General features: G+C 43.2%; 27 protein-coding genes and 2 riboswitches. Of the genes, 5 read left to right on the forward strand and 22 right to left on the reverse strand.

Annotated elements, in window-relative coordinates:
* Window positions 1–1,008: 1,008 nt before the first annotated feature.
* From AC3WLU_RS17975 to AC3WLU_RS18050, 16 genes are all read right to left on the reverse strand, one after another.
* Window positions 1,009–1,281 (reverse strand): HU family DNA-binding protein, encoded by a 273-nt coding sequence (locus tag AC3WLU_RS17975; RefSeq protein ID WP_034312477.1) that lies wholly within the window; start codon window positions 1,279–1,281, stop codon window positions 1,009–1,011.
* Between the two features lie 173 nt (window positions 1,282–1,454).
* Window positions 1,455–2,972, reverse strand: a complete 1,518-nt coding sequence (locus tag AC3WLU_RS17980; protein ID WP_057275915.1) for a cobyric acid synthase — start codon at window positions 2,970–2,972, stop codon at window positions 1,455–1,457.
* 12 nt (window positions 2,973–2,984) lie between these two features.
* A complete protein-coding gene (locus AC3WLU_RS17985; protein WP_048678477.1) occupies window positions 2,985–3,521 on the reverse strand; it encodes a cob(I)yrinic acid a,c-diamide adenosyltransferase in 537 nt (178 codons plus the stop codon).
* A 14-nt stretch (window positions 3,522–3,535) separates the two neighbouring features.
* Complete coding sequence (locus tag AC3WLU_RS17990) at window positions 3,536–4,099, reverse strand: nitroreductase family protein (protein WP_492597671.1); 564 nt, start codon at window positions 4,097–4,099, stop codon at window positions 3,536–3,538.
* Window positions 4,090–4,887 carry a uroporphyrinogen-III C-methyltransferase gene (gene cobA / locus AC3WLU_RS17995; protein WP_492597672.1) on the reverse strand — a complete coding sequence of 266 codons (798 nt, stop codon included), beginning with the start codon at window positions 4,885–4,887 and terminating at the stop codon, window positions 4,090–4,092. The genes AC3WLU_RS17990 and cobA overlap by 10 nt, the downstream gene beginning before the upstream one ends.
* Before the next feature lie 38 nt (window positions 4,888–4,925).
* Window positions 4,926–6,317, reverse strand: coding sequence for a cobyrinic acid a,c-diamide synthase CobB (locus tag AC3WLU_RS18000; protein ID WP_413003636.1), 1,392 nt, complete (start codon window positions 6,315–6,317; stop codon window positions 4,926–4,928).
* Between the two features lie 16 nt (window positions 6,318–6,333).
* Complete coding sequence (locus tag AC3WLU_RS18005; RefSeq protein ID WP_412993599.1) at window positions 6,334–7,458, reverse strand: cobalt-precorrin 5A hydrolase; 1,125 nt, start codon at window positions 7,456–7,458, stop codon at window positions 6,334–6,336.
* Window positions 7,455–8,231: a precorrin-4 C(11)-methyltransferase gene (gene cobM, locus AC3WLU_RS18010; protein WP_400449147.1), complete on the reverse strand. Its 777-nt coding sequence runs from the start codon at window positions 8,229–8,231 to the stop codon at window positions 7,455–7,457. Before cobM ends, AC3WLU_RS18005 begins: the two co-directional genes overlap by 4 nt.
* Window positions 8,228–8,935, reverse strand: a complete 708-nt coding sequence (gene cobI, locus AC3WLU_RS18015; RefSeq protein WP_057275921.1) for a precorrin-2 C(20)-methyltransferase — start codon at window positions 8,933–8,935, stop codon at window positions 8,228–8,230. Before cobI ends, cobM begins: the two co-directional genes overlap by 4 nt.
* Window positions 8,928–10,142, reverse strand: a complete 1,215-nt coding sequence (locus AC3WLU_RS18020) for a bifunctional cobalt-precorrin-7 (C(5))-methyltransferase/cobalt-precorrin-6B (C(15))-methyltransferase (protein ID WP_063577760.1) — start codon at window positions 10,140–10,142, stop codon at window positions 8,928–8,930. The genes cobI and AC3WLU_RS18020 overlap by 8 nt, the downstream gene beginning before the upstream one ends.
* Entirely contained in the window at window positions 10,126–11,238 is a 1,113-nt protein-coding gene (locus tag AC3WLU_RS18025) for a cobalt-precorrin-5B (C(1))-methyltransferase (protein ID WP_054396212.1), read from the reverse strand. Before AC3WLU_RS18025 ends, AC3WLU_RS18020 begins: the two co-directional genes overlap by 17 nt.
* 5 nt (window positions 11,239–11,243) lie before the next feature.
* Window positions 11,244–11,891, reverse strand: coding sequence for a precorrin-8X methylmutase (locus AC3WLU_RS18030; protein ID WP_034312499.1), 648 nt, complete (start codon window positions 11,889–11,891; stop codon window positions 11,244–11,246).
* 12 nt (window positions 11,892–11,903) lie between these two features.
* Window positions 11,904–12,674, reverse strand: coding sequence for a precorrin-6A reductase (gene cobK, locus AC3WLU_RS18035; RefSeq protein ID WP_400449146.1), 771 nt, complete (start codon window positions 12,672–12,674; stop codon window positions 11,904–11,906).
* Window positions 12,671–13,579, reverse strand: a complete 909-nt coding sequence (locus AC3WLU_RS18040) for a sirohydrochlorin chelatase (RefSeq protein ID WP_400449144.1) — start codon at window positions 13,577–13,579, stop codon at window positions 12,671–12,673. Before AC3WLU_RS18040 ends, cobK begins: the two co-directional genes overlap by 4 nt.
* An 18-nt stretch (window positions 13,580–13,597) precedes the next feature.
* Window positions 13,598–15,235 carry a precorrin-3B C(17)-methyltransferase gene (cobJ, locus tag AC3WLU_RS18045; RefSeq protein WP_400449143.1) on the reverse strand — a complete coding sequence of 546 codons (1,638 nt, stop codon included), beginning with the start codon at window positions 15,233–15,235 and terminating at the stop codon, window positions 13,598–13,600.
* A gap of 14 nt (window positions 15,236–15,249) precedes the next feature.
* The gene (locus tag AC3WLU_RS18050; RefSeq protein WP_048678453.1) at window positions 15,250–15,618 is read right to left on the reverse strand and encodes a (2Fe-2S) ferredoxin domain-containing protein; all 369 of its coding nucleotides are present in this window, start codon (window positions 15,616–15,618) and stop codon (window positions 15,250–15,252) included.
* A 152-nt stretch (window positions 15,619–15,770) separates the two neighbouring features.
* A riboswitch (cobalamin riboswitch) is annotated at window positions 15,771–15,959 on the reverse strand.
* A gap of 201 nt (window positions 15,960–16,160) precedes the next feature.
* Window positions 16,161–16,356, forward strand: a riboswitch (cobalamin riboswitch).
* Between AC3WLU_RS18050 and AC3WLU_RS18055 the strand changes: the two genes are divergently transcribed.
* From AC3WLU_RS18055 to AC3WLU_RS18075, 5 genes are all read left to right on the forward strand, one after another.
* The gene (locus tag AC3WLU_RS18055) at window positions 16,340–16,468 is read left to right on the forward strand and encodes a hypothetical protein (protein WP_264641018.1); all 129 of its coding nucleotides are present in this window, start codon (window positions 16,340–16,342) and stop codon (window positions 16,466–16,468) included. Its footprint overlaps the riboswitch before it by 17 nt.
* 63 nt (window positions 16,469–16,531) lie before the next feature.
* On the forward strand, window positions 16,532–17,275 hold the full coding sequence (locus AC3WLU_RS18060; RefSeq protein ID WP_034312513.1) for an energy-coupling factor ABC transporter permease: 744 nt from the start codon (window positions 16,532–16,534) through the stop codon (window positions 17,273–17,275).
* Window position 17,276: 1 nt separating this feature from the next.
* The gene (locus AC3WLU_RS18065) at window positions 17,277–17,588 is read left to right on the forward strand and encodes an energy-coupling factor ABC transporter substrate-binding protein (RefSeq protein ID WP_034312516.1); all 312 of its coding nucleotides are present in this window, start codon (window positions 17,277–17,279) and stop codon (window positions 17,586–17,588) included.
* Entirely contained in the window at window positions 17,575–18,351 is a 777-nt protein-coding gene (gene cbiQ / locus AC3WLU_RS18070; protein WP_400449142.1) for a cobalt ECF transporter T component CbiQ, read from the forward strand. Before AC3WLU_RS18065 ends, cbiQ begins: the two co-directional genes overlap by 14 nt.
* Window positions 18,352–18,369: 18 nt before the next feature.
* Window positions 18,370–19,215 carry an energy-coupling factor ABC transporter ATP-binding protein gene (locus AC3WLU_RS18075; protein ID WP_492597673.1) on the forward strand — a complete coding sequence of 282 codons (846 nt, stop codon included), beginning with the start codon at window positions 18,370–18,372 and terminating at the stop codon, window positions 19,213–19,215.
* Between the two features lie 104 nt (window positions 19,216–19,319).
* Here the strand turns inward: AC3WLU_RS18075 and AC3WLU_RS18080 are convergent, their stop codons facing one another.
* From AC3WLU_RS18080 to AC3WLU_RS18105, 6 genes are all read right to left on the reverse strand, one after another.
* The gene (locus AC3WLU_RS18080) at window positions 19,320–19,532 is read right to left on the reverse strand and encodes a YozQ family protein (protein WP_336058563.1); all 213 of its coding nucleotides are present in this window, start codon (window positions 19,530–19,532) and stop codon (window positions 19,320–19,322) included.
* Window positions 19,533–19,698: 166 nt separating this feature from the next.
* Window positions 19,699–21,126 carry an alanine/glycine:cation symporter family protein gene (locus tag AC3WLU_RS18085; protein ID WP_034312526.1) on the reverse strand — a complete coding sequence of 476 codons (1,428 nt, stop codon included), beginning with the start codon at window positions 21,124–21,126 and terminating at the stop codon, window positions 19,699–19,701.
* 749 nt (window positions 21,127–21,875) lie between these two features.
* Window positions 21,876–22,640, reverse strand: a complete 765-nt coding sequence (locus AC3WLU_RS18090) for an SDR family oxidoreductase (protein WP_096338596.1) — start codon at window positions 22,638–22,640, stop codon at window positions 21,876–21,878.
* On the reverse strand, window positions 22,637–23,668 hold the full coding sequence (locus AC3WLU_RS18095; RefSeq protein ID WP_492597674.1) for an ABC transporter substrate-binding protein: 1,032 nt from the start codon (window positions 23,666–23,668) through the stop codon (window positions 22,637–22,639). Before AC3WLU_RS18095 ends, AC3WLU_RS18090 begins: the two co-directional genes overlap by 4 nt.
* Window positions 23,665–24,423: an ABC transporter permease gene (locus tag AC3WLU_RS18100; protein WP_492597675.1), complete on the reverse strand. Its 759-nt coding sequence runs from the start codon at window positions 24,421–24,423 to the stop codon at window positions 23,665–23,667. The genes AC3WLU_RS18095 and AC3WLU_RS18100 overlap by 4 nt, the downstream gene beginning before the upstream one ends.
* Window positions 24,420–25,166: an ABC transporter ATP-binding protein gene (locus AC3WLU_RS18105; protein WP_492597676.1), complete on the reverse strand. Its 747-nt coding sequence runs from the start codon at window positions 25,164–25,166 to the stop codon at window positions 24,420–24,422. Before AC3WLU_RS18105 ends, AC3WLU_RS18100 begins: the two co-directional genes overlap by 4 nt.
* Between the last annotated feature and the right edge of the window lie 6 nt (window positions 25,167–25,172).

Consider the following 25,172-nt stretch of genomic DNA (forward strand, 5'->3'; position numbering starts at 1 on the left):
CCCCGGCTGCTGCTGCTGCTGCCTCGGCGATAATGCCCATGTCTTCGCTCACTGCTGCCTTGGGAAAGCTGTTTGATTTTTTTCATTATTTTCTTCAGCATTTCTTTCACCTCTTTTATTTTGGTTTTAAAGCCTGTTATTCATTTAGCCTAACATAGTCACAGTATAAACCTTATTAATAAGTACTATAATTTTTTTTCATTTGTGTTACAGTCCATTACTGCTTCATGGATTCGGCTTTTTTCATTGTTGGTCATGGGAACGCCCTGATCCCTTCAATTTATTAAACTCCAAATGGCTCTTACAATATACGAATAGATGACAAAGTCGACTTTTTATCTTTTCCATTTCTGAGTCACATTCGGTATATATTATCTGTTTCCGAATCAGTCAGTAAAAAAAACCTGGCGCATATTTCATCGCCAGGTTTCAGACTGTAGACAAACTCGATGAAAATCGAGTTTGTCTATTTTTATGGCTTGTACAATTTGGACGTTGATTGGAACGTAGGGCACTCGCTTTCCGCGGGCGGTCGGCCCTCGGCTTTCGCCTGCGGGGTCTCCCCTAGACGCGCTTTTCCCGCAGGAGTCTCGAACACCCGCTCCAATCAACTTTGTCTTACCTTTTAGATAGAACACTTTTGCCTGGAGTCATTTTTGTTTTAAAATAGAATTATTAAAACTTGAGGTGATGAGGCTGCTTTCTAAACATGATTCTATTCAGCGAGATCAACTTGAAATGATTACTTTAGATCACCTGGTGCCACCGAACCATTTGGTTCGTAAAATGGGAGCTGCCATTAATTTAAAGAAGATGGTCAATTGGACATGGGGAGGTACAAAAATGGCCTAACATGTGGGCTCGTAGGGCCGCAATCTCTTAACTTTAGGCGAAAATTCAAAGGGAATTTCAAAAGGGGTTCAGAATTTTTTTATTCCGAACCCCTTTTGTCTACAAACTGAAACCTGGCGCATATTTCATCGCCAGGTTTTTTTCTTCGTTCGCCTTTTATTTTACAGCTTCTTTTAATTCCTTACCTGCTTTAAAAGCAGGTACTTTACTAGCTGCAATTTGTATTTCTTCGCCAGTTTGCGGGTTTCTTCCTGTACGGGCAGCACGGTCACGCACTTCAAATGTACCAAAACCAACTAATTGGATTTTTTCATCTTTAGCAAGTGTAGCCGTGATTGTTTCAAACAATGCATCCACTACTTTTTTTGCTTCGTCTTTTGTCAGTTCAGCTTGTGCAGCAACACTGCTCACTAATTCTGTTTTATTCATATGAACACCTCATCCTTTTATTTTGTATAAAATATGTAGAGAAGACAACATAACATATCTTGTATGCCTCTGTCACTTATTATGGCTAAATAAAAGGAATTGCAGCTCAAAATTGATCTTTCTTGTAGATAAAAGGGCCTTGATCAACATACTAAGCACGGTCTGACTCTTGTTCAACTTTCTGCAGTTTCGAGCTGCAGCCATTGATAGATGGTATCCATATCAATGTTTTCTTCCAGATGGGAAGCCAAGAGGTTATACGCTTCCTCCCTGCGCTCCGAGTCGCTTTGAACGTTTTCCTTCACTTCATCCAACCCCTTGTTCCGTCGAATTTGGTTAACCAGTAATCTAGTGAACAAGCGATTATGGAATATTCCATGGAGATATGTTCCCATAACTTGGTTGTCATTGGAAATGGCTCCATCCTCTCTTCCATCCTTCAATAATAGAAAGGGCCTTACTTGTGACTTCAATGTCGTTCTGCCTAAATGTATTTCGAAACCGTTAAGATTCATTTGACTTTCCATTATCCCAGCAGAAAGGACACCTTCCATTTGTACCGTCTTCTTTTCTGCTTGAAAGACGGTTTCCACCGGAAGAAGCGAAAGCCCTTCTGCGTTCTCACCATCACCCTCGATAGCATCAGGATCGAAAAGTTTAGTCCCTAGCATTTGAAAACCGCCGCATATGCCGAAGATCATCGTTCCTTGTTTCCGCCGTTCATCGATGGCCCGATCAAATCCCATACGTTTCAACCACTCTAAATCTTCCATCGTGTTTTTTGTACCCGGCAAAATTAGCAGATCGGGATTACCTAACTCATGGACACTGCTAACAAGTCGGACACCTACTCCGGGTTCATCGAAAAAAGGATCCACATCTGTAAAATTGGAGATCCGCGGAAATCTCAGGACGGCTACATCGATCGGAAACTCAGCCTTTTTAGGTTTTTTAAAACGTAAGGAAGAGAGGGCAAGTGAATCTTCCGCTTCAATATTCACGTCTAGATAGGGCAGCACCCCGAGGACCGGAATCCCGGTTTCCTTTTCCACCCATTCAATGCCATCGTCCAACAATTCACGCATGCCACGAAATTTATTGATGATAATCCCCTTTACACTATCTCGTTCTTCTTGATCCAATAAGGCAAGTGTCCCGATAATGGACGCAAATACTCCACCACGGTCAATATCGGCCACTAAAATGACAGCTGCATCCGTGAGCTTAGCCATTCGCATATTTGCAATATCCCGGTCCTTAAGGTTAATTTCAGCAGGACTTCCTGCCCCTTCGAGTACTATGATGTCATATTCATCTTGTAGTTTTTCCACCGATTTACGGATGATGGGCATGGCTTCCTGGACAAACTGGGACCGATAGCTTTTTGCATTCATATCAAGAAAATGCTTTCCGTGAACGATCACTTCCGAAACCATATCCTGCTTTGGTTTCAGTAATATCGGATTCATATCAGTCGTTGCCGTTATCCGTGCCGCTTCCGCCTGTACTCCCTGAGCCCGTCCGATTTCACCGCCATCCAAGGTTACATAAGAATTCAAAGCCATGTTTTGTGATTTGAAAGGGACGACACGTAATCCTTTATTGGAAAATACCCGGCAAAACGCCGTACAAATCAAACTTTTCCCTACATCGGATGACGTCCCTTGTATCATGATGGATCGTGCCTTCATTACGCTCACCCCCTAAAACTCTAATCCTTTGACAGCACCGATACCCTCGTCATAATAATGCTTGGTCGCCTCAATCGATGAAACCAAATCCGCCATTTCCATAAGCTCTGGCTTGGCGTCCCTGCCGGTAATGACTATATGCATATGAGCGGGACGATTTCGAATTGCATCGATGACTTCAGCCAATGGCAAGACATCATCAATCGGGAATTTGGAAATGGCTAAAGCATTGTTCAGCTCATCCAAAACAAGTAAATCAATGCCCGGATCAGCAAGGGCAAGTTTCACCTTTTCCCAAGCTAACGCCAATGCATTGCGATGCTCTTCCGGGGTTTTGGTCCATGTGAAACCAATACCTAGCTGTTCCATTTTAACTCCTAATTTTCCCAATGCCAATGCTTCCCCATATGTACGCTCTGGAGATTTTATGAACTGAAGGTATTTGACATTCATTCCTCTGCCGATAGCCCTTAAAGTCACCCCTAATGAGGCAGTCGTCTTCCCTTTCCCGTTTCCGGTATAAATAAGCATTAATCCTCTGCGTGCCACTCACTCACCTACCCTCATAACCAAACTGTTTTTTCTATGTATGAAGTCCTTTTAGTAGCAGGAACCGGTTGATCTCCTTTTGGGTATCCGAAAAAAATGGTGCCGATCACTTTTTTGTTATCCGGTGAGCCGATAAATTCGTGCAGGCGTTCATCCCTGACAAGACCCACTCCTCTAGTCCGCCAAACGAATCCAAGACCTAGCTCTTTTGCGGCAAGCCACATCGAATGGACAGCGCAACAAGACGCGAATACATTGTCTTCGGATGAATCTGGATCATCCGGCAAAATATCAGAAGTCACGACAATGATGAGCGGTGTCGTCTTAACAACTTCAAGTGAACTTTCAATCAATTTTGGTTTGGTAGGGAAGCGCTCATTCAGATACCTTTCTGCCAAACTTTCATAACGGTGCTTCGCTTCTCCCTTGATTACATAAAAACTCCAAGGTTCACGCAATCGGTCGTTAGGGGCATACGTAGCCGCTTCCAATAACTTCCTGATTTTTTGATCTTCCACTTCTTTTTCTTCGTAATTCCTTATCGCCCGGCGTTCCTTCAATTCTTGAATTATGGACATTCCAACTCATTCCCTTCCATAATGGACTCTGATTCAATCACTCTTTCAAACCAATGGATTTTTTCTCTTAATTGGACGACATCCCCTACTAGAAAGATTGACGGATTTTGAATTTCTTCTTTTACAGCCTTCGAAGAAATCGAATTCAAAGTACCGGTGATCGTCCTTTGTTTATCTGTCGTGCCCCATTCAATGACGGCCACTGGCGTTTTACCGTCCCTGCCATGCTCCATCAATTTTTCACAGATGAACGGCATATTACCAATTCCCATATAAAAGGCAATGGTATCGATGCCTTGAGCCAACGCCTGCCAATTCAAGTTATCCTGCCCCTTGTAATCACGGCCATGGCCTGTCACAATGGCATAACTTGAGGCATGTTCACGGTGGGTTACCGGGATGCCCGCATAAGCCGGTGCTGCGATTCCTGCTGTGATTCCTGGGACGATATCATATTCAATCCCGTTTGCAGCCAGTATTTCCGCTTCCTCACCACCCCGCCCGAAGACAAATGGATCTCCACCCTTCAGACGGGTGACGTTTTTCCCCTGTAAGGCTTTCTCCACTAAAAGTTCATGTATTTCATTTTGAATGAGATGATGTTTCCCTGGTGATTTCCCGCAATACACCAGTTCTGCATCTTCTTTTGCATAGTTTAATAGTTCTGGATTGACAAGCCTGTCATATGCAATGACATCCGCCTTTTGGATACATTCCAGTCCATATACCGTAATTAATTTCGGATCTCCGGGACCCGCACCGACCAGATGAACTTTTCCCGGTTTCATGCTCGCGCCTCCTCTTAAGCTTCAAAAAATACCTTTTACTAGTTGATAGTTTCATGGGCAGATCTGTTTTTTTGTTTTAAGCAAGCATCAATCCAGTTCTTTGCAAGTGTTGGATTGGAAGCAAAATGAAAGTGGGTATACCCAGCTACAAGGTTGTCCAATACACACCCCTCTTGTTTCGAACCGAATCTGCCTTTGGCTTCATAAGCATGTGTAAGATCAGCATCCGCTTCAAATGTCGAGTAGTGGAATTCATGACCTTTTGCCTGCTCCATTTCGTTGATCAAAAAATTGCCTGGAGTTCCTGTTATTTCACGATATCCTAGTGCTGCCAGTTTTTTCTGCATTTTAATCCTGCCCGGTATCATTCCTGCCATCTGATGCGTTTCTCCGGAAGTCGTTTCAATCGATTTGCTCAAAAACATGAAACCGCCACATTCCGCAAGAGTCGGCATCCCCTTTTCTATGGTGCTTCTGATGGATTTGATAGCATCCACGTTACCGGAAAGTTCAGCTGCAAATTCCTCAGGAAAACCGCCACCAAGGTATAAACCATCAGCATCCAATGGTACTTCATCCCCGTTTAATGGAGAAAAATACTTGATGTTCGCCCCATATGCTTCAAGTAATTCAAGGTTTTCCTGATAATAAAAATTGAAGGCTGCATCTTTTGCGACAGCAATGCACACGTCACTTTCATTTTTGGGTTGAAAAATATTTGAGTTTCCACTGGTAACGGGATTTGTCTTGGACAAACGGTACAACTGATCGATATCAATCGTTTCCATGACCAATTGTGCAAGCTTATCGAAAAACGGATTTAGTTCCCCGCGTTCAATCGCAGGAATTAAACCTAAATGACGGCTTGGAATATCAATATCCAATTCCCGCTTCATATAACCGAGCACCGGTACATCGCATTCTTGCTCAATGGCTGATTTGACGATTTTGTAATGGCCTACACTTCCCACTTGATTGGCAATGACCCCAATGATGTTCGGACCGGTCGCAAAGTCCTGAAATCCTTTTACGATGGCAGCTGCACTCCGAGCCATGCTGGCACAATTGACTACCAACAGGACAGGGCTTTGCGTGATGATGCTGATTTCAGCCGTCGATCCTGTATTGGCTAACGGACTTTTGCCATCGAAGAAGCCCATGACTCCTTCGATGATTGATATATCAGCTCCGGCACCTGCTTTGTTAAGAATTTCCCGGACAGTGTCATGTTCGAACATCCAACTGTCAAGATTGCGTGAAATCCGTCCTGTAACTGCTGTATGATAAGTAGGATCAATATAGTCAGGACCACATTTGAACCCTTGAACGGTATAGCCTTTCTTCTGGAGGGCTGCCATGATTCCGATGGTCAATGTCGTTTTACCGACCCCGCTTCCGGTACCCGCAATTACCAGTCTTCTATCGTTCATATTTGTTTCTTCCTCCTTAAAAAGGAATGATCCCAACTGATATGGTTACGTTTCCCGATTTTTTCTTAACAAGCTCCAATTGTTCAGCTTTGGTATAAATCCTCACAGCCGGTTCACTCACACCATATGCACCCGTGTATTTAAACACTGTATCCGATGGCGCCTCGATTTTGGCTTGATTAAGCTCTTCGGGTTCATAATGCACGAATTCCCAGCCGTATTTTTCAACTACTTCAATCAAGCCGAGTTCGTCTTTCTTTAAGGAAATTGTACAGATAGCCTTAACGCTTTTTAATGAAAATGATAATTCGGCTAGTGTTTCTGCAATCACCTGCTCAATTTCAGCAGCTTCCGTTCCCCTATTGCAGCCGATACCGAGAGCGATGACCTTTGGACGATATACAATCCCATTTTCAAGGATCCTCATTTCCGACTGCTTAAGCATGCGGTGAGTCACGACCAGAGCAGCTTGCGGCTTTGCTTGAAGCGCTTCTTCAATGGATGGGTATACGATAATTCGTTCAGGTAAAGCCGTATCATAATGCCACCAGTTCCGTTCCCCTGATTCCTGTACAACAGCAACATGCTCTTCATTTACAACGGACGCACTTACTGGCGTCAATTTTTCTGCTGAATCCCAAATCCAGCCGAAGCGCTGGCCGAATAAGTCGACAGGAATCGTTTTTTGTACATCAGAAGCCGTCGTGATTATGGCTCTTGCGTCAAGGGCTGCAGCCACTTCCTTTGTCAGTTCATTTGCCCCTCCCAGATGCCCTGAAAGTACACTGATAACATTTTCCCCTTTATCATCAATGACTACGACACCTGGATCCGTTTTCTTATCCTTCAAAATTGGTGCAATCATCCTGACTACTGCCCCGAGAGAAATAATTAGTATGATTCCTTTATATTCCTTGAACAAAGCTGGCAATAGCATACGGACACTGCCCGAAAAAAGCTGGATCCGTTTATGCTCTTCATCCCCTTTTTCAAACTTGCTCATGTAATATAGATCGGAATTCGAAAAAACGGTATGTAATTTTCGTGCCAGCTCGACACCATGCTTTGTAATCGCTACGATCGCATAAGTATGGGACCGTTTAATGGGAGCAAGTTCCGCTTCTTTCAATTCAATGATCATGGTTTAACACCTTTTCTGAAACCGTGGGTAAAGCTCGCATCATATAGTTTGGAACGGTATTCATCTTTATCATGGATGTCAGGGTCCAAAGCCCATCCAGCCAAAATCATCGCGTGCTTGCGAATACCGTTTTGACGCATGGCATCATCTAAGTTCACTAAAGTGGTACGGACAATTTTTTGGTCCGGCCATGTTGCCCGTTGAATGACTGCGACCGGTGTTTCATCCTTCCAACCTGCTTCCTGAAGTTCTTTAACGATTTTTTTTGTCAAGGTCGCACTCAAGAAAAGGGCAATCGTACAATGATGACTAGCCAAATCACGTAATTTTTCAAATTCCGGAACAGGCGTACGTCCTTCAGCCCTCGTTAATATGAGTGTCTGGGTTAAATCAGGGATAGTCAGCTCTGCTCCTATTGCTGCTGCGGAGGCGAATACCGAACTCACTCCAGGGATCACCTCATAACCAATACCCTCTTTCTTCAATAGGACAATTTGTTCCATGATTGCACCGTACATGGCAGGATCCCCTGTATGGATTCTGGCAACCATCTTTCCTTCTTTAACACGATTGACCATGATGCCAACAATTTCTTCCAAATGCATTCCAGCCGTTTTTAGCACCTCAGCATCGGGTTTTGCCTTAGCAATCAATTCTTCATTCACTAATGAATCCGTATATAAAATCACATCAGCCGTTTGGAGAATGTTCAATCCTTTTACAGTAATCAAATCCGGATCACCTGGGCCGGCCCCTACAATATATATCTTCATTTTCTCACCACCATCAATGTTAAGTATTCTAGTTCAAGTCCTTCCAATTCACTCACTTTCCAAATCACTTCTTCATCGGAAGTGACTTTGGTTACGACCGAGGCCTTTTCAAGTAAGTCCAAATCTTTTAAAACGGAAATCATTAAATCGATGACCTTTGCCACTTTGATGAACACCACGGCATCATGATCTTCGATCGCCTTCTTCATCGCTTCATAATCATCCCTTGCAGGAACTATCGCAACATGATCATCACCATCAGCCAAAGCGATGCCCAGCCTTGACGCTGATCCATTAAAGGAAGAAATGCCTGGGACCGTCTTGATTTCGACTTCAGGATGCAACTCCTGCATCAATTTCATCATATGTATGAACGTACTATATAAAAGCGGATCGCCTTCCGTAACGAAAGCTACATCTTTTCCTTCGTTTAATTTTTGCCAAACCTTTTCAACCGTTCCATTCCATTCCCGATCCAAGATGGCTTGATCTTTCGTCATCGGAAAAACAAGGCCCAGCATCTCCTTCTCTTCAGGACGAATGTAAACTTCAACAATGCGATGGGCGTAGCTTTTACTCCCTTTTCTTTTTTTTGGATACGCAATGACCGGAGATTCCTGAATCACGCGAAATGCCTTTACTGTAATTAGCTCTGGATCGCCCGGGCCCACGCCAAGGCCATATAATGTACCAAGATTACTCATTCATGTCTTCCTTTCGTTGTGCAGTAATGATATAAACCGGATTAAGAGGTACAAATCTGTTCATTCCCAATATTGGCTTACTTCTGGAGATTTGCGCATGCATGATGGAAGTGTGAAAACCAGCTTCAGCAAATGCCTCATTAGCCCGGTAAAGATTCTCGATCGTCGCAGCATTCAGAACGATCCTGCCGCCAACTTTAAGCCGTTTGCAGCAAGTATTGATCAGCTCTGCCATTTCGCCGCCGGTCCCGCCAATGAAGATTGCATCAGGATCCGGAAAAGTTTCCAATCCCTGCGGGGCTTTTCCATGAATAGCCGTTATATCGGTACGGAATTTACGTTGGTTTTGATAACAGTTTTCTAAATCAGGCTCATTTTTTTCAATTGCGAAGATTTGGCCTTCGGATGCAAGCTTGGCCGCTTCAATTGCCATTGAGCCCGTACACGTCCCAACATCCCAAACTATGCTGTTTTTCCTTAGCTTCAACGCATGCAGGCTTAGTACCCGAATTTCCTTTTTGGTTATGAGGCCTTTGTCCGGCTTACGCTGCGAAAATTCTTCATCTTCTATCCCCAAGGACCAGCTTGGACCTTCTGATTTTCTTTTCAAAATGACGACATTCAAGGGAGAGAATTCCCGCTCCGTCATTTCATCTAGTTCATACCAGCCAGATTCTTCGGCTTCTCCTTGAAGGTTTTCAGCCACAAATGCCCGGTATTCAGTCATTCCGAATGAAAGGAGATATTTAGCCAGTTGATCAGGACTATTTTCACTGTCTGTAAGTAAGGCCACTTTCGCTTTCCCATCAATTCTTTGGGCCAGCCCTTTCATACTGCGGCCATGAATGCTGACGAGAAAGGCATCTTGCCAGCTTTCCCCCATTTTTGCGAAAGCAAGCTGAATCGAACTGAAATATGGGTAAACCTCCATGTTTATTTTGCTGGAAAGATAACCTCCCATTCCATAAAACATTGGGTCACCGGAAGCTAGGACAACCGTTGGACGAGTTACATCCTGCAGTTGCTCCACGACCTTTTTCAAGCCGCCCTTTATGACAATCTTCTTGCCAGAATAGTTCGGAAAGAAGGATAAGATCCGTTCACCTCCGACCAGCACTTCACTTTCTTCTATCCATTGGGCATATTGAGGCAGTAAGCTTTCCTGACCGTTATCCCCTATCCCAATTAATTTAATCGATTGACTCAATTCCAACAGCCCTTCCCAGTAATTGTCCTTTCAACGAATAAATCGCCGTTTCCATTTCAATGCCGCCCTTCACCTGGTTAATGGCAGAGTGACAGCAGGATTCACATAGTTTATTAAAAAAGTCAAAGTTATTAATCGCTGACATCATATCCCCGACTTGTGATGCTGTGTTTGCATTCTTGATTTCAAGAACAAGATCATCTTCAGCTCCGACGCTTTGGGCTATTTCCGATAGAAAACCAAAGTCGACCGGGGCACTTTTTGAATGCACCATCATCACACCTTGGGCCACTTTGGAGAATTTACCCATCATGCCGACAAGTGATACCTTTTTAATTCCCTGCCTCTTACATTGCTTAAGTGAGAAGCCCACAAAATCACCCATTTCAATAAAGGCTTCCTCAGGTAAGTCTGGAAGAAGGCCCATTGCATACTTTTCACTGCGCCCGCCAGTCGTTAAGACTAGATGCTCACACCCACTCGCTTTGGCGACACTGATAGCCTGGACGATACTTGCCATATAGGCGGAACTGGAAAAAGGGACGACAGTGCCCCTTGTTCCCAAAATGGAAATGCCTCCCACAATCCCCAAGCGGCCATTTAATGTCTTTTTCGCTATTTCTTCACCTGCAGGTACGGAGATGACGACTTTCACTCCTCTATTGATCTTAAATTCTTCCAATGTTTGCTGCACAGTGGTTAAAATCATTTTGCGCGGTACAGGATTAATAGCCGCTTCCCCTACAGGAACGGGAAGCCCGGGTTTGGTCACACGACCAACTCCGGTCCCTCCATCCAAGATAATCCCAGGTGCATCGGACCAGCTGACAGTAGAGATAATATGGGCCAGATGTGTGGCATCGGGATCATCTCCGGCATCTTTAACCGTTTCTGCACTAACCGCATTTTCCGATATTTCATATTTCTCAATAGTGAAAGTGGCATCTCGGCCAATTGGCAAGGAAATCGTTGCCTCCTCTAGTGCATCCCCCGTGATCAATGCAGTCAATGCCGCTTTGGTCACGGCTGTCGAACATGCTCCCGTCGTATATCCATGACGCATTTGTGAGGGGTCTTTTTTCACCTTCTTTTCCATGTTTTTTAACTATCAGCTAAAAGGGAAATCGCGTTCAATGCGGCAACAGTGACAGTACTTCCACCTTTTCGGCCAATATTCGTAATGAATGGAACTTCTGTGATCTTAGCGAGTTCCTCTTTCGATTCTGCTGCAGAAACAAACCCAACAGGCATTCCAATGATTAAGTCCGGTTTTGCAATCCCTTCTTTAATGAGGCGAATGAGCTCAAGTAAAGCGGTAGGTGCATTGCCAATGGCATAAATGCCCCCTTCATTTTCCTTTACAGCTTTTTGCATCGAAATGATTGCCCTTGTCGTATTCAAACGTTTTGCCTCGACCATCACATCCGGATCTGAAATATAGCAATGAACGTCCCCGCCGTGTTTTTGAAATCTTTTTTTGCCTGTGCCGCTCTCGATCATTTGCACATCAGCAATGACATGCCTTCCTTTGCGAATGGCTTCCACACCAGCTTGAATGGCATTTGGGTGGATGATGACACTTCTTCCCAATTCAAAATCCGCTGAAGCATGAATGACCCTGCGGACGATCTTCCATTCATCTTCAGAAAAATCATGATTGCCCATTTCTTCAGCAATGATTGAAAAGCTATAATCATATATTTTGTCAGGGTCTACCGTGAGTGGTTTAAAATCTGTTTTAAAATCCATCTTGCATTCCTCCTATTTTTCAATTTGCTGTTTATTCAACTCGGCAATGACATGATCAAAACTGGAATGAACATTCTGATAGTCGACATCCGGTCGTGATATCATGATCGTCTCTATTCCACATTCCAACGCGGCTTCCAATTTCTCATCAACCGCACCGACCTTGCCGCTTTCTTTCGTTATCATCAATGTGACCCCATATTGTTCATATAGAGCTTTATTTAATTCTTTGGAAAATGGCCCTTGAATCGCAACGATATTTTTTTGTTCAATGCCCAGCTGTGCACATTTTTCCATATTGTCCATGCGTGGCAGCATTCTCGCTATGAGTCTGGTATTCTCGAGCCCCACCAATTCTTTTGCAAACACGGCTAGGGTTTTACTTCCGGTCGTGAGCATGATGACTCCCCGTTTTTCTGCGGCAAGCTTGGCAGCTTCCTCATAATCACGGACAACTATCAATTTATCATTCTGAAACCGTTGACTTTCACGCTCATAACGAATATAAGGAACATTTGCTGCCTTTGCTCCGTTAAGGGCGTTTTTGGATGCTTCTTCGGCAAATGGGTGACTTGCATCGACTACAGCCTGAAAACCTTTTGCAGAGATTAAAGATGTCATATCTTCTGCAGATAATCGGCCAATCCGGGTGGATATCCCTGCATCCTGCAAACTCTTAGCAGCAGATTCGGTTACAACAGTTGCCAAAACCTTGTGCCCCACCTGCTGCATCTCAATCGCTAATTCCCTTGCATCACTTGTACCCGCCAAGAACAAAATCATTTTGATGTCCCCACCGCTTGCCCATCATGATCGTGGTGATGGTCGTGGTCGTGATGGTGATCATGATCGTGGTCGTGATGGTGATGATGGTGAGCATGTCCATGCTCCTCGACATGTTTACGATAGTTTTCCAAATCACGCGCCCCGCTTGATTTGCCTTCACTGGCTTCAATTACTCGTTCTTGCAGAATGTTCTGTAAGGTTGGATGGTATCCAAAATACTTTGCCAATATGAATTCTCGATCATGATATTGCTCTTGATAGCCTTTCAGCATATCCTCCATTCTTTCCATCAACACCCCAGTGAAGAGGAAATATGGCAGCATCACAATTTTTTTTGCCCCTAATCGGATGCATCGTTCAATACCTTCATCCACGTGAGGGTCCGTTACACCCATGAAGGCTGTTTCGACCCATTTAACGCTTAATTTTTCCCATAATAATCGTGAAATTTTATATATATCACTATTGGCATCAGCATCACTGCCACCTCGGCCAATTAGCAATATCGCTGTCTCAGAATGTTCAGAGGTCGTATCGAATCCCGCTTCCTCAAGACGGTCTGTCAGGATCGTCAATACATCATGGTGGACCCCGATCGTTTGGCCGTATGTGAATTTCACTTCTGGATACTTGGTTTTCCCATCCTCTATTTCAGCTGGGATATGTAATTTCGAATGTCCTGCATGCAACAAAATGATTGGTATGACGATAACTTCAGTAGCCCCTCGTTTTACACAATTATCGATTCCTTTGGATATATTCGGTGCCGCAAATTCCAAGAAGCACGTTTCCACTAGGAAACTCCCTTCCATTGCCGGAATCATATTTTCAATAAAATGACGGACTTCTTCATTTCCCGAAGCCAACCGGCTTCCGTGTCCTACGAACAAAACTGCTTTCATTTACTTTCCCCCTCTTGATTAGTCTTCACAAGGCGCAGGCTCTATGTTTATTTTGGGAGCGATGTCCTGATAAGAAAAATTCTGTATCTTTTTCGAACGTTTGAAGTATTTAAAAAGCCGCTCATTAGGATGGGCATTTTGCTTATACTCGCCGACAATGTCCGTGATCAGTTCTACAAGCTGTTCCGGTTCAATGCCTTCCGCTACCGGCTGACCCGGATGGGCCGTTCTTCCAACCGGTTTAGCTCCAAGAAATAAGTCGAACTTCCCTTTTCGGAAGACAATCCCGATATCATCCATCACAGCACTATAACAAGCCATCCCACACCCATTAAAACCGATGTTCAGTTCCTTGGGCATGCTCATTCCGCCAAGCACCCGGTGTATTTCGTCCGCATAAGGAATGGATTCCGCTTTTTCACCATCACAGAAATCACAGGCTTTTAATGTCAGTACATCCCCAATCGGCGACAAAAGAAAGTTTGCTGATTGCAATTTCCCCGTAATGACTTCCGGATCCATTGTCGGGATCTTTAAGACGATTTTATGATTTGGCGTATATTCCATCGTTCCCTTTTCCCCGACAACTTCCGCAAGTGTCATCATTTGTTTGGGAGTGAATTGTTTATTCGCCACACCTGGACTAACGGCAAGTTCGAACACCGACTCCATTTTTTGCTGAACAACCGGCTTAATGGATTGCTGAACGGCTTGACCCTTGACTCTGGACAGGGCTTCCATTGCCATTTCAAAGGAAGCTTGCTTCTTTTCAGGTGCTTTTGTAAGTAAGCCAACTCCTCCAACGGACTCGGGTAAGGCTTCTTGATCTAATGCCCACGGTTCCGCTTCTTTTTGCAGTCGCTGATGCGGCTTCAAAGTTTGCTTTTCCGAATTCAACGTATATTTTCTTTGATAGCCTCTCGGTGTGATGATTTTGTCGTCATATAAAAAGGTGGATGAATTACCGATAATGACGGTGGTCAACATTCCAATATCGTGATTCAACATATCCTGCAAATTGGTAATGACAATATCCTGCCTATCGCGATAAGCACTTTTCACCAACCCGACAGGTGTATCCGGCGAGCGGTAGCGGAGGAGAATTTTCTGTGTTTCAACAATTTGCCGGGTCCGCCTGCCGCTGCGCGGATTATACAGTGCAATGACAAAGTCTGCCATTGCAGCTGCTTCAACCCTTTTAGCGATCAGTTCCCAAGGAGTTAAATGATCACTGAGGCTGATCGTACACGAATCGTGCATGACGGGCGCCCCAAGTAAAGACGCACATGAGTTGATTGCTGAGATGCCAGGAATGACTTCAATGCCCACTCCAGTTTCTTCTTTCCAGCCTTTTTCAATCAATACTTCATAAACCAACCCTGCCATCCCGTAAACTCCGGCATCCCCACTGGAAATCACCGCCACTTTCTTTCCCAGCTCCGCTTGTTTCACTGCTTCCTGTGCACGTGATACCTCTTCGGTCATCCCCGTACTAATGATCGTTTGATCTGTTAGCAGTCCCTGAATGAGTTCAACATAAGTTTTATAACCAATGATGTAGTCACTTTCTTGAAGGGCTTCGACGGCACGTTTGGTAATGTGTTCAAAATTCCCGGGCCCAAAGCCCACGACGAATAATTTACCGTTTGTACTCATTAAGACATCTCCTTTTACGCTTTGTTCTTTGAAATACCCGTATGAGCAGGAAAATCTGGATTAGGGGTCATTTCCCCGTCTTTGTATTGATAGATCATCTGTGGAACAAACTCACCATCATCGATATTACTGACGATCTGCCGACCGAAATCAGGCGTTTCCACTCGATACCAGTTTCCTTGGGGATAGGCAATCACAACGCAGGCATCCTTACATCTCCCGTTACAGCGTGTCCTCGTTGTATGGATTTTCAGATCCAGTCCTTTTGAAGCAATTTCATCGCGAATCGCTTGGGTTACTTCTTCCCCGCCCTTTTTCATGCAGCTGCTCCCATTACAAATCAACAGATGCGTATTTGTACCCGTCAAGTTCCAAGTAGTCATCTTCTTCCTCCTGAGTTCAGGGAAAAGGCAAAATAAAAAACCTTAACATAAGAGTCAAGGTTTTAAAAAAACTATATGAATGAGGAGCCAAAGGCAAGCATGCCAAATCCTCCCAAAATCGTCATAGTCCTTCTACCTTTCCCTCCGAAAAGTATCATGCAATTTTAAAAGCAGGTTTCCTGGCTTACGCTTCATTTTACTTTGTCCCTTCCCGGCATCATGCCAGTGGCTATCGACAATTCATCAGCGTTTACAGTAGCGGGGGCTGCATCGGATTTTCACCGATTTCCCTATTATCCCTTGCTTATTCACACAAGGGCACTTTTAAAATGAAATATTTGGTTTTATTATACATTTCAAACTAACTTAATCTATCATATAACAACTTTGTCAAAATTCAATAGTTTATTCCGACTGTTTAGAAAAGTTTAAACGTATAAAACCAGTTACAATCCTATCCTCGCAACAAATTTCGGCCCCAAAAAAAAGATAGTGTAGCTGGAATTATTTCTTTATGGTACACTATACGAGAATTTTCTAAATAATTACATAAGTTTCATGGTGTTGAATTTCTCGGAATTCAGCTTAAAAGGGAAGCCGGTGAAAATCCGGAGCGGTCCCGCCACTGTAAAGGGAAGTTCCATTACGTTAACTTTAATCCACTGTCAAATGAGATGGGAAGGATGTAATGGGATGATGAACCAAAGCCAGGAGACCTGCCATGAAGCGTGAAACTGTTTCAGCCTACGAGGATGGGCGTGCGGATCAGGCAAAATGGCCCATGGTTGGTTCATGCTGCAAAATTCCTGTTCATTACGCACTTCTTTCCTTTGAGAGAAGTGCTTTTTAGTTTGGGCGCCGCTTTTCTTCTCAAGATTGATCAGAACAATTAAAAGTGTTGAAAGGAGAAAGAATGAAAAGAACCAATTGGAAAATTATTTATTTTGTCATTTTACTGCTTTTTGTCCCGAAACGGGCATTGGCCATGCATATCATGGAGGGCTTTTTACCCATAGAATGGGCTATATTCTGGTGGGCCGTGACGCTTCCATTTTTAATCTTGGGTTACCGGTCCATTAGGTCCAAAGTAAGGGAAAACCCAGAAACAAAAATGATACTTGGCCTATCGGGCGCATTTGTATTTATATTATCGGCCCTAAAGATTCCTTCTGTTACGGGAAGTTCTTCGCACCCTACCGGAGTTGGTTTAGGTTCCATACTATTCGGACCATTGGCCATGAGTGTGGTCGGCTCCATCGTTCTGTTATTTCAAGCTGTTTTACTGGCACACGGAGGATTGACGACATTAGGGGCCAATGCATTCTCCATGGCCGTTTGCGGACCCTTCATTGCTTACTTTGTCTTCAAGGGCGCAACTAAATTGGGATGGTCTTTTTCACTTGCCGTATTCTTGGCAGCTGCTTTTGGGGATTTGGGCACCTATGTGGTAACTTCCGTTCAACTTGCTCTTGCTTTCCCTTCCGAGGTAGGGGGATTCATGGCCTCTTTCAGTAAATTTGCCGGGATTTTTGCCCTGACCCAAATTCCCTTGGCAATCAGTGAGGGGTTATTGACAGTCGTCGTAATGAATTTCTTGAAAAAATACAATCTAGGCGAATTGAAATTGCTGCGAGTTTTATCTAAGGAGGCCCGTTAAAATGAAAAAAAGTTTACTGCTGCTTTTCCTGGTTGTCATTCTTGCAACCTTACCGTTAATCACCCAACAAGGAACGGAATTTGGCGGTGCCGACGGCGAAGCCGAGGAAGCCATCACTAAGATCCATCCGGAATACAAGCCATGGTTCAACAGTATTTGGGAGCCGCCAGGTGCAGAAACCGAAAGCTTATTATTTGCGCTTCAAGCTGCAATCGGAGCCGGTTTCATTGGATACTTCATTGGTGTGATGAGACAAAGGAATAAGCAAACCAAACAAGAATTGGCCGAAAAATCGAAGCATGTTACTCATTGATAAATATGCCTATTTCAATGGGCTAAAGGATGTACATCCGTTGGAAAAGATGGTTTTTGCACTCTCTCTTTTGCTGTTTTCGTTAACGGTAAGGGATATGGCCGTTTCGCTCATCACTTTTACGGTGATGAGCGCTTTAATCATTTTCGCGGCAAAAATCCCGCTTTCTTATTATCTTAAATTACTTCTATTACCAGGATTTTTTATACTATCAGGAACCATTACCATCCTTTTTTCTTTCACTAGTAAATTCACTTCGATTTCGAATATATGGTGGTCCTGGAAGATCGGGAATTGGCAAATATTCATCAGCAATGACAGCTTTGGTACGGTGGCCAATTTGATCACTGTCGTATTCTGCAGCATCAGCTGTTTATATTTCCTTACCTTAACTACACCCATTACCGTCATCCTATCTGTGCTGCGAAAACTTAAAGTGCCTTCGTTATTGGTCGATTTAATAGAATTGACCTATCGATTCATCTTTATTTTTTTAGATACGGCTTTGGCCATTCACCAATCACAAGCTTCACGGCTGGGGTATGGTTCGTTTAGGAAAGGCATTCGATCTCTCGGATTACTAATTTCATCATTATTTTTAGGAGTATTGCAGCGCTCTGGACAGTTGACGATGGCCATGAACGCAAGAGGCTATCAGGAGAACCTTTCCTATATCGAGGATACTTACACCTATTCCTCACGCAATTGGCTGATCGCGATTGTCATACTAGGAAGCTTAATCCTTATTAATGGATATTTGTAAATTGGAGGCAACCCAACAATGGACGAGCATATTTTTCATTTAGAAGGCCTCACCCATCAATTCGCAGATGGAACCTTCGCTTTAAAAGGACTTTCGCTAACGATCCAACAAGGTAAAAAAATTGCATTATTAGGCAATAATGGTGCTGGCAAATCGACTTTATTCCTCCATTTAAATGGTCTATTACAACCTACTGCAGGAAAGATCAGATTTAAGGGCAAGAAAATGAAATATGACCGGAAAGCATTATTATCATTACGAAAGCAAGTCGGTATCGTTTTTCAAGATCCCGACTCTCAGCTCTTTTCCGCTAATGTACAACAGGATATATCGTTTGGACCAATGAATTTAGGATGGGATAGAATTACAGTCCAGGAGAAAGTAAATTGGGCAATGGCTGAAACGGAAGTAACCGAACTAAAAGATAGACCTACCCATTTTTTGAGCCTTGGGCAAAAAAAACGGGTCGCCATCGCAGGGGTACTTGCCATGGAGCCCGATGTCTGGCTACTGGACGAGCCTACCGCTGGATTGGATCCTTATTTCTCAAGACAGATCATGAATCTGCTGGACAGTATCCACCACCCTGATAAAACGATAATCCTCTCAACTCATGATGTTAATTTTGCTTACCAATGGGCAGATGAAATCGTGGTCATGAACGATGGTAAGGTCATATACCAAGGGGACCCTGTTTCCGTTTTCCATGATGAAGACGTTTTGCTGCAGGCACATCTGGAGAAACCGTGGGTTTTTGAAATGTTTCAAGCCCTTCTTCAATCAAGGAATCTTGCAGAAAGGGACCTTTTCCCAAGAACGAAGGAAGAATTGCTTCAAAACTTGGAAACAGAAAAAATTTATTAATTAAGATCCCCTAGCTTCTGTTTCACCTTTCCAGAAGCTAGGGGACCCGATATATCTTTAAAATATTCAGCGATAATCCTTGTTCAAAAGCAAAAACCTCAGTATTACTTTTCTTCCTTTTCTTTTTTAATCTCAATATCCCTTCCGTTTACATCATCAATGACTGCCTTTATCTCGCCTTCCGCATAAGTATCCGAGACTTGTTCGTGGGTTTGAGCCAGTCCAGAAGATAAAGAATCTTCCCGTTTATAATCGCTGACATCATATATTCTCCCGGCAACTTCTGAAGATTCATTTTTTGATTGCTTCCTATCCATTTGTTTCACTCCTAGTTTTTAAATTATCATTGCAGTATTAAAGACAAAGGTATTTTGTGTAAAAAACGAAGCAATATTCAATAATGATGAAAAAAGGGGGAAAAGACGAAAAAAGCTTACAAGTAATATCCCCTTTCAAGGACTTACTTGTAAGCTTAATGAGAACTTAGGCTTCCTTTTTCACATCCACATTATCGGATGGGTCACCCCAACATTCCACATTCTTCAAACCTTTAATATTGTTCACATGGAAAACTGGATTTTTCCCACTTTTCTTTTGCTTTTGATAATCCGCCAGTGCAGCAAAAGCAATTTTCCCTAGTAATGCTATGGCAATCAGGTTGATAATGGCCATAAGGGCCATAAGCAAGTCAGCCAGTCCCCAAACAAAATCCAGTGAAGCAAGCGAACCGAATATCACCATTCCTACGACTGCGACACGATAGACATTCAGCCAAACCTTATTTTCATTGATGAAGCCGATGTTAGACTCTCCATAATAATAGTTGCCCACAATGGAACTAAAGGCGAATAAAAGTACGATAATGGCAAGGAAAATACCTGCCCAAGATCCCAATGCCGTTCCGAGGGCATTTTGGGTAAGGACGATACCGTCCGTTTCCTTGGATGTATAAAGACCGGAAAACAAAATGATGAAGGCTGTCGAGCTGCAAATGATGAGCGTATCGACAAAAACACCTAGAGACTGAATGAGCCCTTGTTTGACGGGATGACTGACATCAGCCGTCGCACCAGCATTTGGTGCACTACCCATCCCGGCTTCATTTGAAAATAGGCCGCGCTTGATTCCCTGCATCATGGCAGCTCCCAGTACTCCGCCAGCCACTTCTTTTATTCCATCGAATGCACTTTCAAAGATCAAAGCAAAAACACCAGGTAACTCGGTAATGTTCATGATGATGATAATCAACGCCACTATTACATAGGCTCCTGCCATGATCGGAACGATGACTTCAGAGACTTTTGCAACCATTTTGATCCCGCCAAAAATGATGACAGCCGTTACCATAGCCAAGATGATTGCCGTAACCCACTTTTCAATCCCAAACGATTCATTGAATGCGCTTGTAATCGTATTGGCTTGTACCGAGTTGAAAGCCAATCCAAATGTAAGCGAAATCAACACGGCGAAAGTGATTCCCATCCAACGGGCATTCAATGCCTTTTCCATATAATAAGCAGGACCGCCGCGGAATGCATCCCCATCCTTGACTTTATAGATTTGAGCAAGTGTACTTTCAATGAATGCGGAAGCAGATCCGATCAATGCTATTAACCACATCCAGAAAACGGCTCCAGGTCCGCCCGTCGTGATCGCGATGGCAACACCTGCAAGGTTACCCGTTCCTACCCGCGATGCCGTGCTTATGCAAAATGCCTGAAAGGATGTTACACCTTTTTTATCCGCAGTGGCCCCTTCTCCCAAAAGCCTGAACATTTCCCCTACCATTCTGAATTGGACAAACTTCGTGCGGATGCTAAAATAAAGACCCAATCCAACCAACATGATGATCAATATGGAAGACCATAACACACCATTAGCCTCACTAATAAATTTTTCTAAGAATTCCATTAAAACAAACCCCTCTACTTAACTCTGATTATTATTATAAAAACATATACAACTATAATTTATTTCCCCGTGCATCGAGAAGATAAACAAAAGAAGCCCGTAAAAAAAAGGAAATTCCACAATGAATCTCCAATACAATAATATATTATATCCTAACACTCCATTTTTTTCATTCATGAATTGGTGGAATCAATCGAAAAATATAATATATCAGTATCATTTCCTATAGATAATAATCATACTTCCTCACTTCATTTAACATCATTCCCAACGGAAGTTATTTTCTATTTATATTACCATCATTATAAAAATACTAAGCGGGTACTGTTTAAATTGAAAAACAAAAAAGATTTTGCTGTGCCTATTGTAAAATCAGTAGGCAGAGACTAATAAAAAAAGGAGCATTTCAGCTCCCAAATTCCAAACAAAAAGAGAGACTTAAACAGCCTCCCTATACTCAGCAGTTTTTAAACTACCTCCTTCAGGACATTAAATACATTTGCCTTACTTGGAGCTATTATGTATCTCCTTCATAAGCTCAGCATTTTACCATTTACATCCTCAGCCATTAATACAGCCTGAGATACTGTCTCACCATCTTAAAGCAATTCTCTAGATCAGGAAAGCTCACAGATAAACTCCCCCCTCTTGCTCAACGACAGCATAATATTTGAAGATTTGGTCAAATAAATGAAGTAAATGAAATGTATATTTACTTACCAAGTAGTGATTTAATGATTATCGTGTTGTCACATCACAAGCCCGCCATCTACAAATAAAGTTTGCCCTGTCATAAACTGACTCCAATCTGATGCCAGGAACAACACGGGTCCTGCTACATCTTCTGGTGCTGCAATTCTGCGGAGTGGAGTTTGGGAGATGATGAGGTCCTTCAACTCTTCTTTTGTATCCTTGCTTGTATCCGTTGGATAGACAAGCCCCGGAGCCACACAATTGACCCTGATTCCAAAAGCTCCGAGCTCTGCAGCTAAATTACGGCTGTACCCCATAAGTCCACTTTTTGCTGTCGTATATTCATGGTAAGGTACAATCGGCCTTTGAACTAAATTGCTGATCATATTGATGATGCTGCCATTGCTCTGTTTTTTCATAATGGGTAAGACTGCCTGACACATATAATGTGTCGAGCGTAAAGCCCCATCAATTTGCGCCTGATAATCTTCCCATGTTAGCTCCCATGACATTTTTCGATTGTCAGCATCAAAAATGTAAGACTTGAAGGCATTATTCACGAGAACATCAATTTTCCCCGCTTCCAAAACTTGTTCGATCATCTGTTTGACGGACGATTCAGATGTGACATCTCCCTGTATAGCCCATCCTTCACCGCCCAGTTTAGTACAATCCACGGCAACCTGTTCAGCGGCCTCGTGATTTTGCAGGTAGTTGATGATAACCAGTGCCCCTTCTCTCGCAAAGGCACGGGCAATACTAGCTCCTATTCCTCGGCTAGCCCCCGTCACCAGTACTACTTTCCCCTGAAATTTTTTCATTTTTTCTCCTCCGTTTTGTTAGGAAGAAGATCGTCACGCACAGCCTCTTTCATATCGATGCTATTTTTAATTAGTCCTAATTGCTGGTACGTATCTGCCCCTTTTTGTAAAACCGATGTATCAAGTACCCCTAGCCCCTTACTATCAGTCCCCTCAGAGGAAACACTCGAAATATTTCTCAAATTAATAATTTTCAAGTTTTGTTGTTCATCTTTTCCATCAATGGCATATTCAGATGCTAGTGTAGCGGCCTCCTCTGGATTTTTGATCATCCACTGTGCACTGCTGCTATAAGCCTCCAAAAATTCTTTCAGAACGCCCTTCTTTTCATCATACGTCTTTTCTGTGACAACAAATACATCGCTAGGCACATTCAAATAATCTTTTACTTCCATGACATTTACTTCATCCAATCCTTTTTGTTTAGCGACTGCTAATCCAGTATCCGTTGCAGCTGTAGCATCCACCTTTCCCTGCATCAAAGGAGCAAAATTCAACAATCCCGTCTCCACGATTTTTACATCGTTTTCCGAAAGTCCGGCCTGATGCAGAAGAACCAATAAATTTTGACGCGTCCCGCTTGTTAAACTATATACACCAATTGTTTTCCCTTTAAGATCCTGTGGCTTATTTATTTTTTTGTCTTTAAGAGATACAATGTTAAATACATTTTGTGGATAGATATTATAAATCACCTTCAGCTTTTCCCCTTTGTCTAATGCAAAGAAAAGAGAGCCGGGATCTGTAAACGCAATGTCAGCTTGTCCAGAAACAATATTTTTAATGGCATCCCCGCCACCTTCTCCTGGAATAACCGAAACGTCCAATCCTTTATCCTTGAAAAAGTGTTTTTTCTCATCCACCAATAAATTCGTTTGCTCAGTTATCGGCTTACTCCAATTCGCTACTCTGACCGGCTGTATTTTCTCTGAGCCTGATTCCTTGGTTGTCTCTTCCTTCGCTCCACAAGCGCTTGTAATTATTGCTATCATTAATAATAAACCCATTAGCATAATTTTTGATTTCATTTTTTCTCCGTCTCCTTTATAAATCGTTTGATCCATTTCTTTTCCATAAGTTGCACTGCCTGATATAGAACCATTCCCATGGCTGTTAACAATATCAAGGTCGCGAACATCAATGGTGTATCCATCATTCCCTGTGAAGCGATGATCACCGCTCCTAATCCGTCACTTCCGCCGATAAACTCTCCAACAACCGCTCCTACTATTGCCAAAACGACCGCTACGCGAAGCCCTGCTATAATCCCAGGCATCCCGGCAGGTATCTTTAAATGGATCAAGGTTTGCCAGCGTGATGCACCCAGCATTTTGAACAGTTCCTGCTTCTGCTTATCCGTATACTTTATGGCCATCACCGTATTCTCCAATAATGGGAAAAAACAGATCAGTGCCGTAATCACCACTTTAGAGGTCATTCCAAATCCAAACCAAAGGATAAAAAGTGGGGCTAAAGCAAGCTTCGGAACGGCTTGACTGGCAATAATGTAAGGAAACAAGAGCTTCCGTAAAAAAGGCACCTCGCCCAAAATAATGCCTGCCACAAACCCGAATACCCCTCCAAAAAACAGTCCCAGCAACACCTCTGATGTGGTTCGGATAATATGCGGGGTAAAGTATCCGTCGATTATGCCTTCAAAAAGAGTATGGAAAATCACAATAGGTGTCGGCAGGACAAGCTCTGACATGGACCTTGCTGCTAGATCCCATAAAAATAGCAAAAGCATTAAAAGGATTACTGAGTATATAGGAAATCGTTTCATATCCGTGCTCCCCCCATAACCTGGTGGATCTTGAGGCAAAGTTCATTAAAATACGAGCTGTACCTCATTTCTACCGTTCGCGGCTTTGCAAGATCGACAGCTGTATCATAGACAATGCTTCCTTGATCCATTACCGCTATCTTGTCTGAGAGATAAACAGCTTCTGAAATATCATGTGTTATAAAAAGGACTGTCGTATTTTGCTGTTTGCATATCTTTAAAAGGTCGTCCTGTAATTCTTCTCTTGTAATCGCGTCCAATGCAGCAAATGGTTCGTCCAAGAACATCATGGACGGCTGTTCAACAAGTGCCCTTGCAATGGCTACACGACTCTGCTGACCTCCTGATAATTGTGCCGGGAAACTTTGAAGATAGTCTGCTAACCCAACAGTGTCCAATAACTTCATCGCATACTCTATATCCTTTACCGTCACTTTCCCCCTAAGGGAAACGGGCAACAGAACGTTATCCATTACAGTTTTCCACTCTAATAGGGTTGGGGATTGAAAGACAAATCCGGCTTCAGGGGACGGCTTGTTTACGATGTTTCCATTCAGGGAAATAATTCCAGCATCTACCTGCAGTAAGCCTGCTGCCAGCTTTAATAACGTCGTTTTCCCGCACCCACTCTCCCCTAGCAAACAATGAAACTCCCCTTTTTCTATTTCCCAGCTTACACGATTGATAACTGACCTTTTGCCCTGATAGCTGTATGTCACATCTTTAACTGTCAAAAAACCCATTCCACT

The sequence above is a fragment of the Peribacillus sp. FW305-BF15 genome, assembly GCF_058783805.1.

What these genes read in the sequence shown, in the direction of transcription:
- AC3WLU_RS18090 (WP_096338596.1), bottom strand. Translation starts at nt 22,640, where the DNA reads ATGAAAAAATTTCAGGGGAAAGTAGTACTGGTGACGGGGGCTAGCCGA.
- AC3WLU_RS18075 (WP_492597673.1), top strand. Translation starts at nt 18,370, where the DNA reads ATGGACGAGCATATTTTTCATTTAGAAGGCCTCACCCATCAATTCGCA.
- AC3WLU_RS17980 (WP_057275915.1), bottom strand. Translation starts at nt 2,972, where the DNA reads ATGAAGGCACGATCCATCATGATACAAGGGACGTCATCCGATGTAGGG.
- cobM (WP_400449147.1), bottom strand. Translation starts at nt 8,231, where the DNA reads ATGAAGATATATATTGTAGGGGCCGGCCCAGGTGATCCGGATTTGATT.
- AC3WLU_RS18105 (WP_492597676.1), bottom strand. Translation starts at nt 25,166, where the DNA reads ATGGGTTTTTTGACAGTTAAAGATGTGACATACAGCTATCAGGGCAAA.
- AC3WLU_RS18030 (WP_034312499.1), bottom strand. Translation starts at nt 11,891, where the DNA reads ATGGATTTTAAAACAGATTTTAAACCACTCACGGTAGACCCTGACAAA.
- cobA (WP_492597672.1), bottom strand. Translation starts at nt 4,887, where the DNA reads ATGAAACCGGGAAAAGTTCATCTGGTCGGTGCGGGTCCCGGAGATCCG.
- cobJ (WP_400449143.1), bottom strand. Translation starts at nt 15,235, where the DNA reads ATGAGTACAAACGGTAAATTATTCGTCGTGGGCTTTGGGCCCGGGAAT.
- AC3WLU_RS18055 (WP_264641018.1), top strand. Translation starts at nt 16,340, where the DNA reads ATGAAGCGTGAAACTGTTTCAGCCTACGAGGATGGGCGTGCGGATCAG.
- cbiQ (WP_400449142.1), top strand. Translation starts at nt 17,575, where the DNA reads ATGTTACTCATTGATAAATATGCCTATTTCAATGGGCTAAAGGATGTA.
- AC3WLU_RS18000 (WP_413003636.1), bottom strand. Translation starts at nt 6,317, where the DNA reads ATGAACGATAGAAGACTGGTAATTGCGGGTACCGGAAGCGGGGTCGGT.
- AC3WLU_RS17990 (WP_492597671.1), bottom strand. Translation starts at nt 4,099, where the DNA reads ATGTCCATAATTCAAGAATTGAAGGAACGCCGGGCGATAAGGAATTAC.
- AC3WLU_RS18095 (WP_492597674.1), bottom strand. Translation starts at nt 23,668, where the DNA reads ATGAAATCAAAAATTATGCTAATGGGTTTATTATTAATGATAGCAATA.
- AC3WLU_RS18065 (WP_034312516.1), top strand. Translation starts at nt 17,277, where the DNA reads ATGAAAAAAAGTTTACTGCTGCTTTTCCTGGTTGTCATTCTTGCAACC.
- cobK (WP_400449146.1), bottom strand. Translation starts at nt 12,674, where the DNA reads ATGATTTTGTTCTTGGCGGGTACAAGTGATGCAAGGGAATTAGCGATT.
- AC3WLU_RS17975 (WP_034312477.1), bottom strand. Translation starts at nt 1,281, where the DNA reads ATGAATAAAACAGAATTAGTGAGCAGTGTTGCTGCACAAGCTGAACTG.
- AC3WLU_RS18085 (WP_034312526.1), bottom strand. Translation starts at nt 21,126, where the DNA reads ATGGAATTCTTAGAAAAATTTATTAGTGAGGCTAATGGTGTGTTATGG.
- AC3WLU_RS18025 (WP_054396212.1), bottom strand. Translation starts at nt 11,238, where the DNA reads ATGGAAAAGAAGGTGAAAAAAGACCCCTCACAAATGCGTCATGGATAT.
- AC3WLU_RS18005 (WP_412993599.1), bottom strand. Translation starts at nt 7,458, where the DNA reads ATGATCATTGAATTGAAAGAAGCGGAACTTGCTCCCATTAAACGGTCC.
- AC3WLU_RS18080 (WP_336058563.1), bottom strand. Translation starts at nt 19,532, where the DNA reads ATGGATAGGAAGCAATCAAAAAATGAATCTTCAGAAGTTGCCGGGAGA.
- AC3WLU_RS18040 (WP_400449144.1), bottom strand. Translation starts at nt 13,579, where the DNA reads ATGAAAGCAGTTTTGTTCGTAGGACACGGAAGCCGGTTGGCTTCGGGA.
- AC3WLU_RS18100 (WP_492597675.1), bottom strand. Translation starts at nt 24,423, where the DNA reads ATGAAACGATTTCCTATATACTCAGTAATCCTTTTAATGCTTTTGCTA.
- AC3WLU_RS18060 (WP_034312513.1), top strand. Translation starts at nt 16,532, where the DNA reads ATGAAAAGAACCAATTGGAAAATTATTTATTTTGTCATTTTACTGCTT.
- cobI (WP_057275921.1), bottom strand. Translation starts at nt 8,935, where the DNA reads ATGAGTAATCTTGGTACATTATATGGCCTTGGCGTGGGCCCGGGCGAT.
- AC3WLU_RS18050 (WP_048678453.1), bottom strand. Translation starts at nt 15,618, where the DNA reads ATGACTACTTGGAACTTGACGGGTACAAATACGCATCTGTTGATTTGT.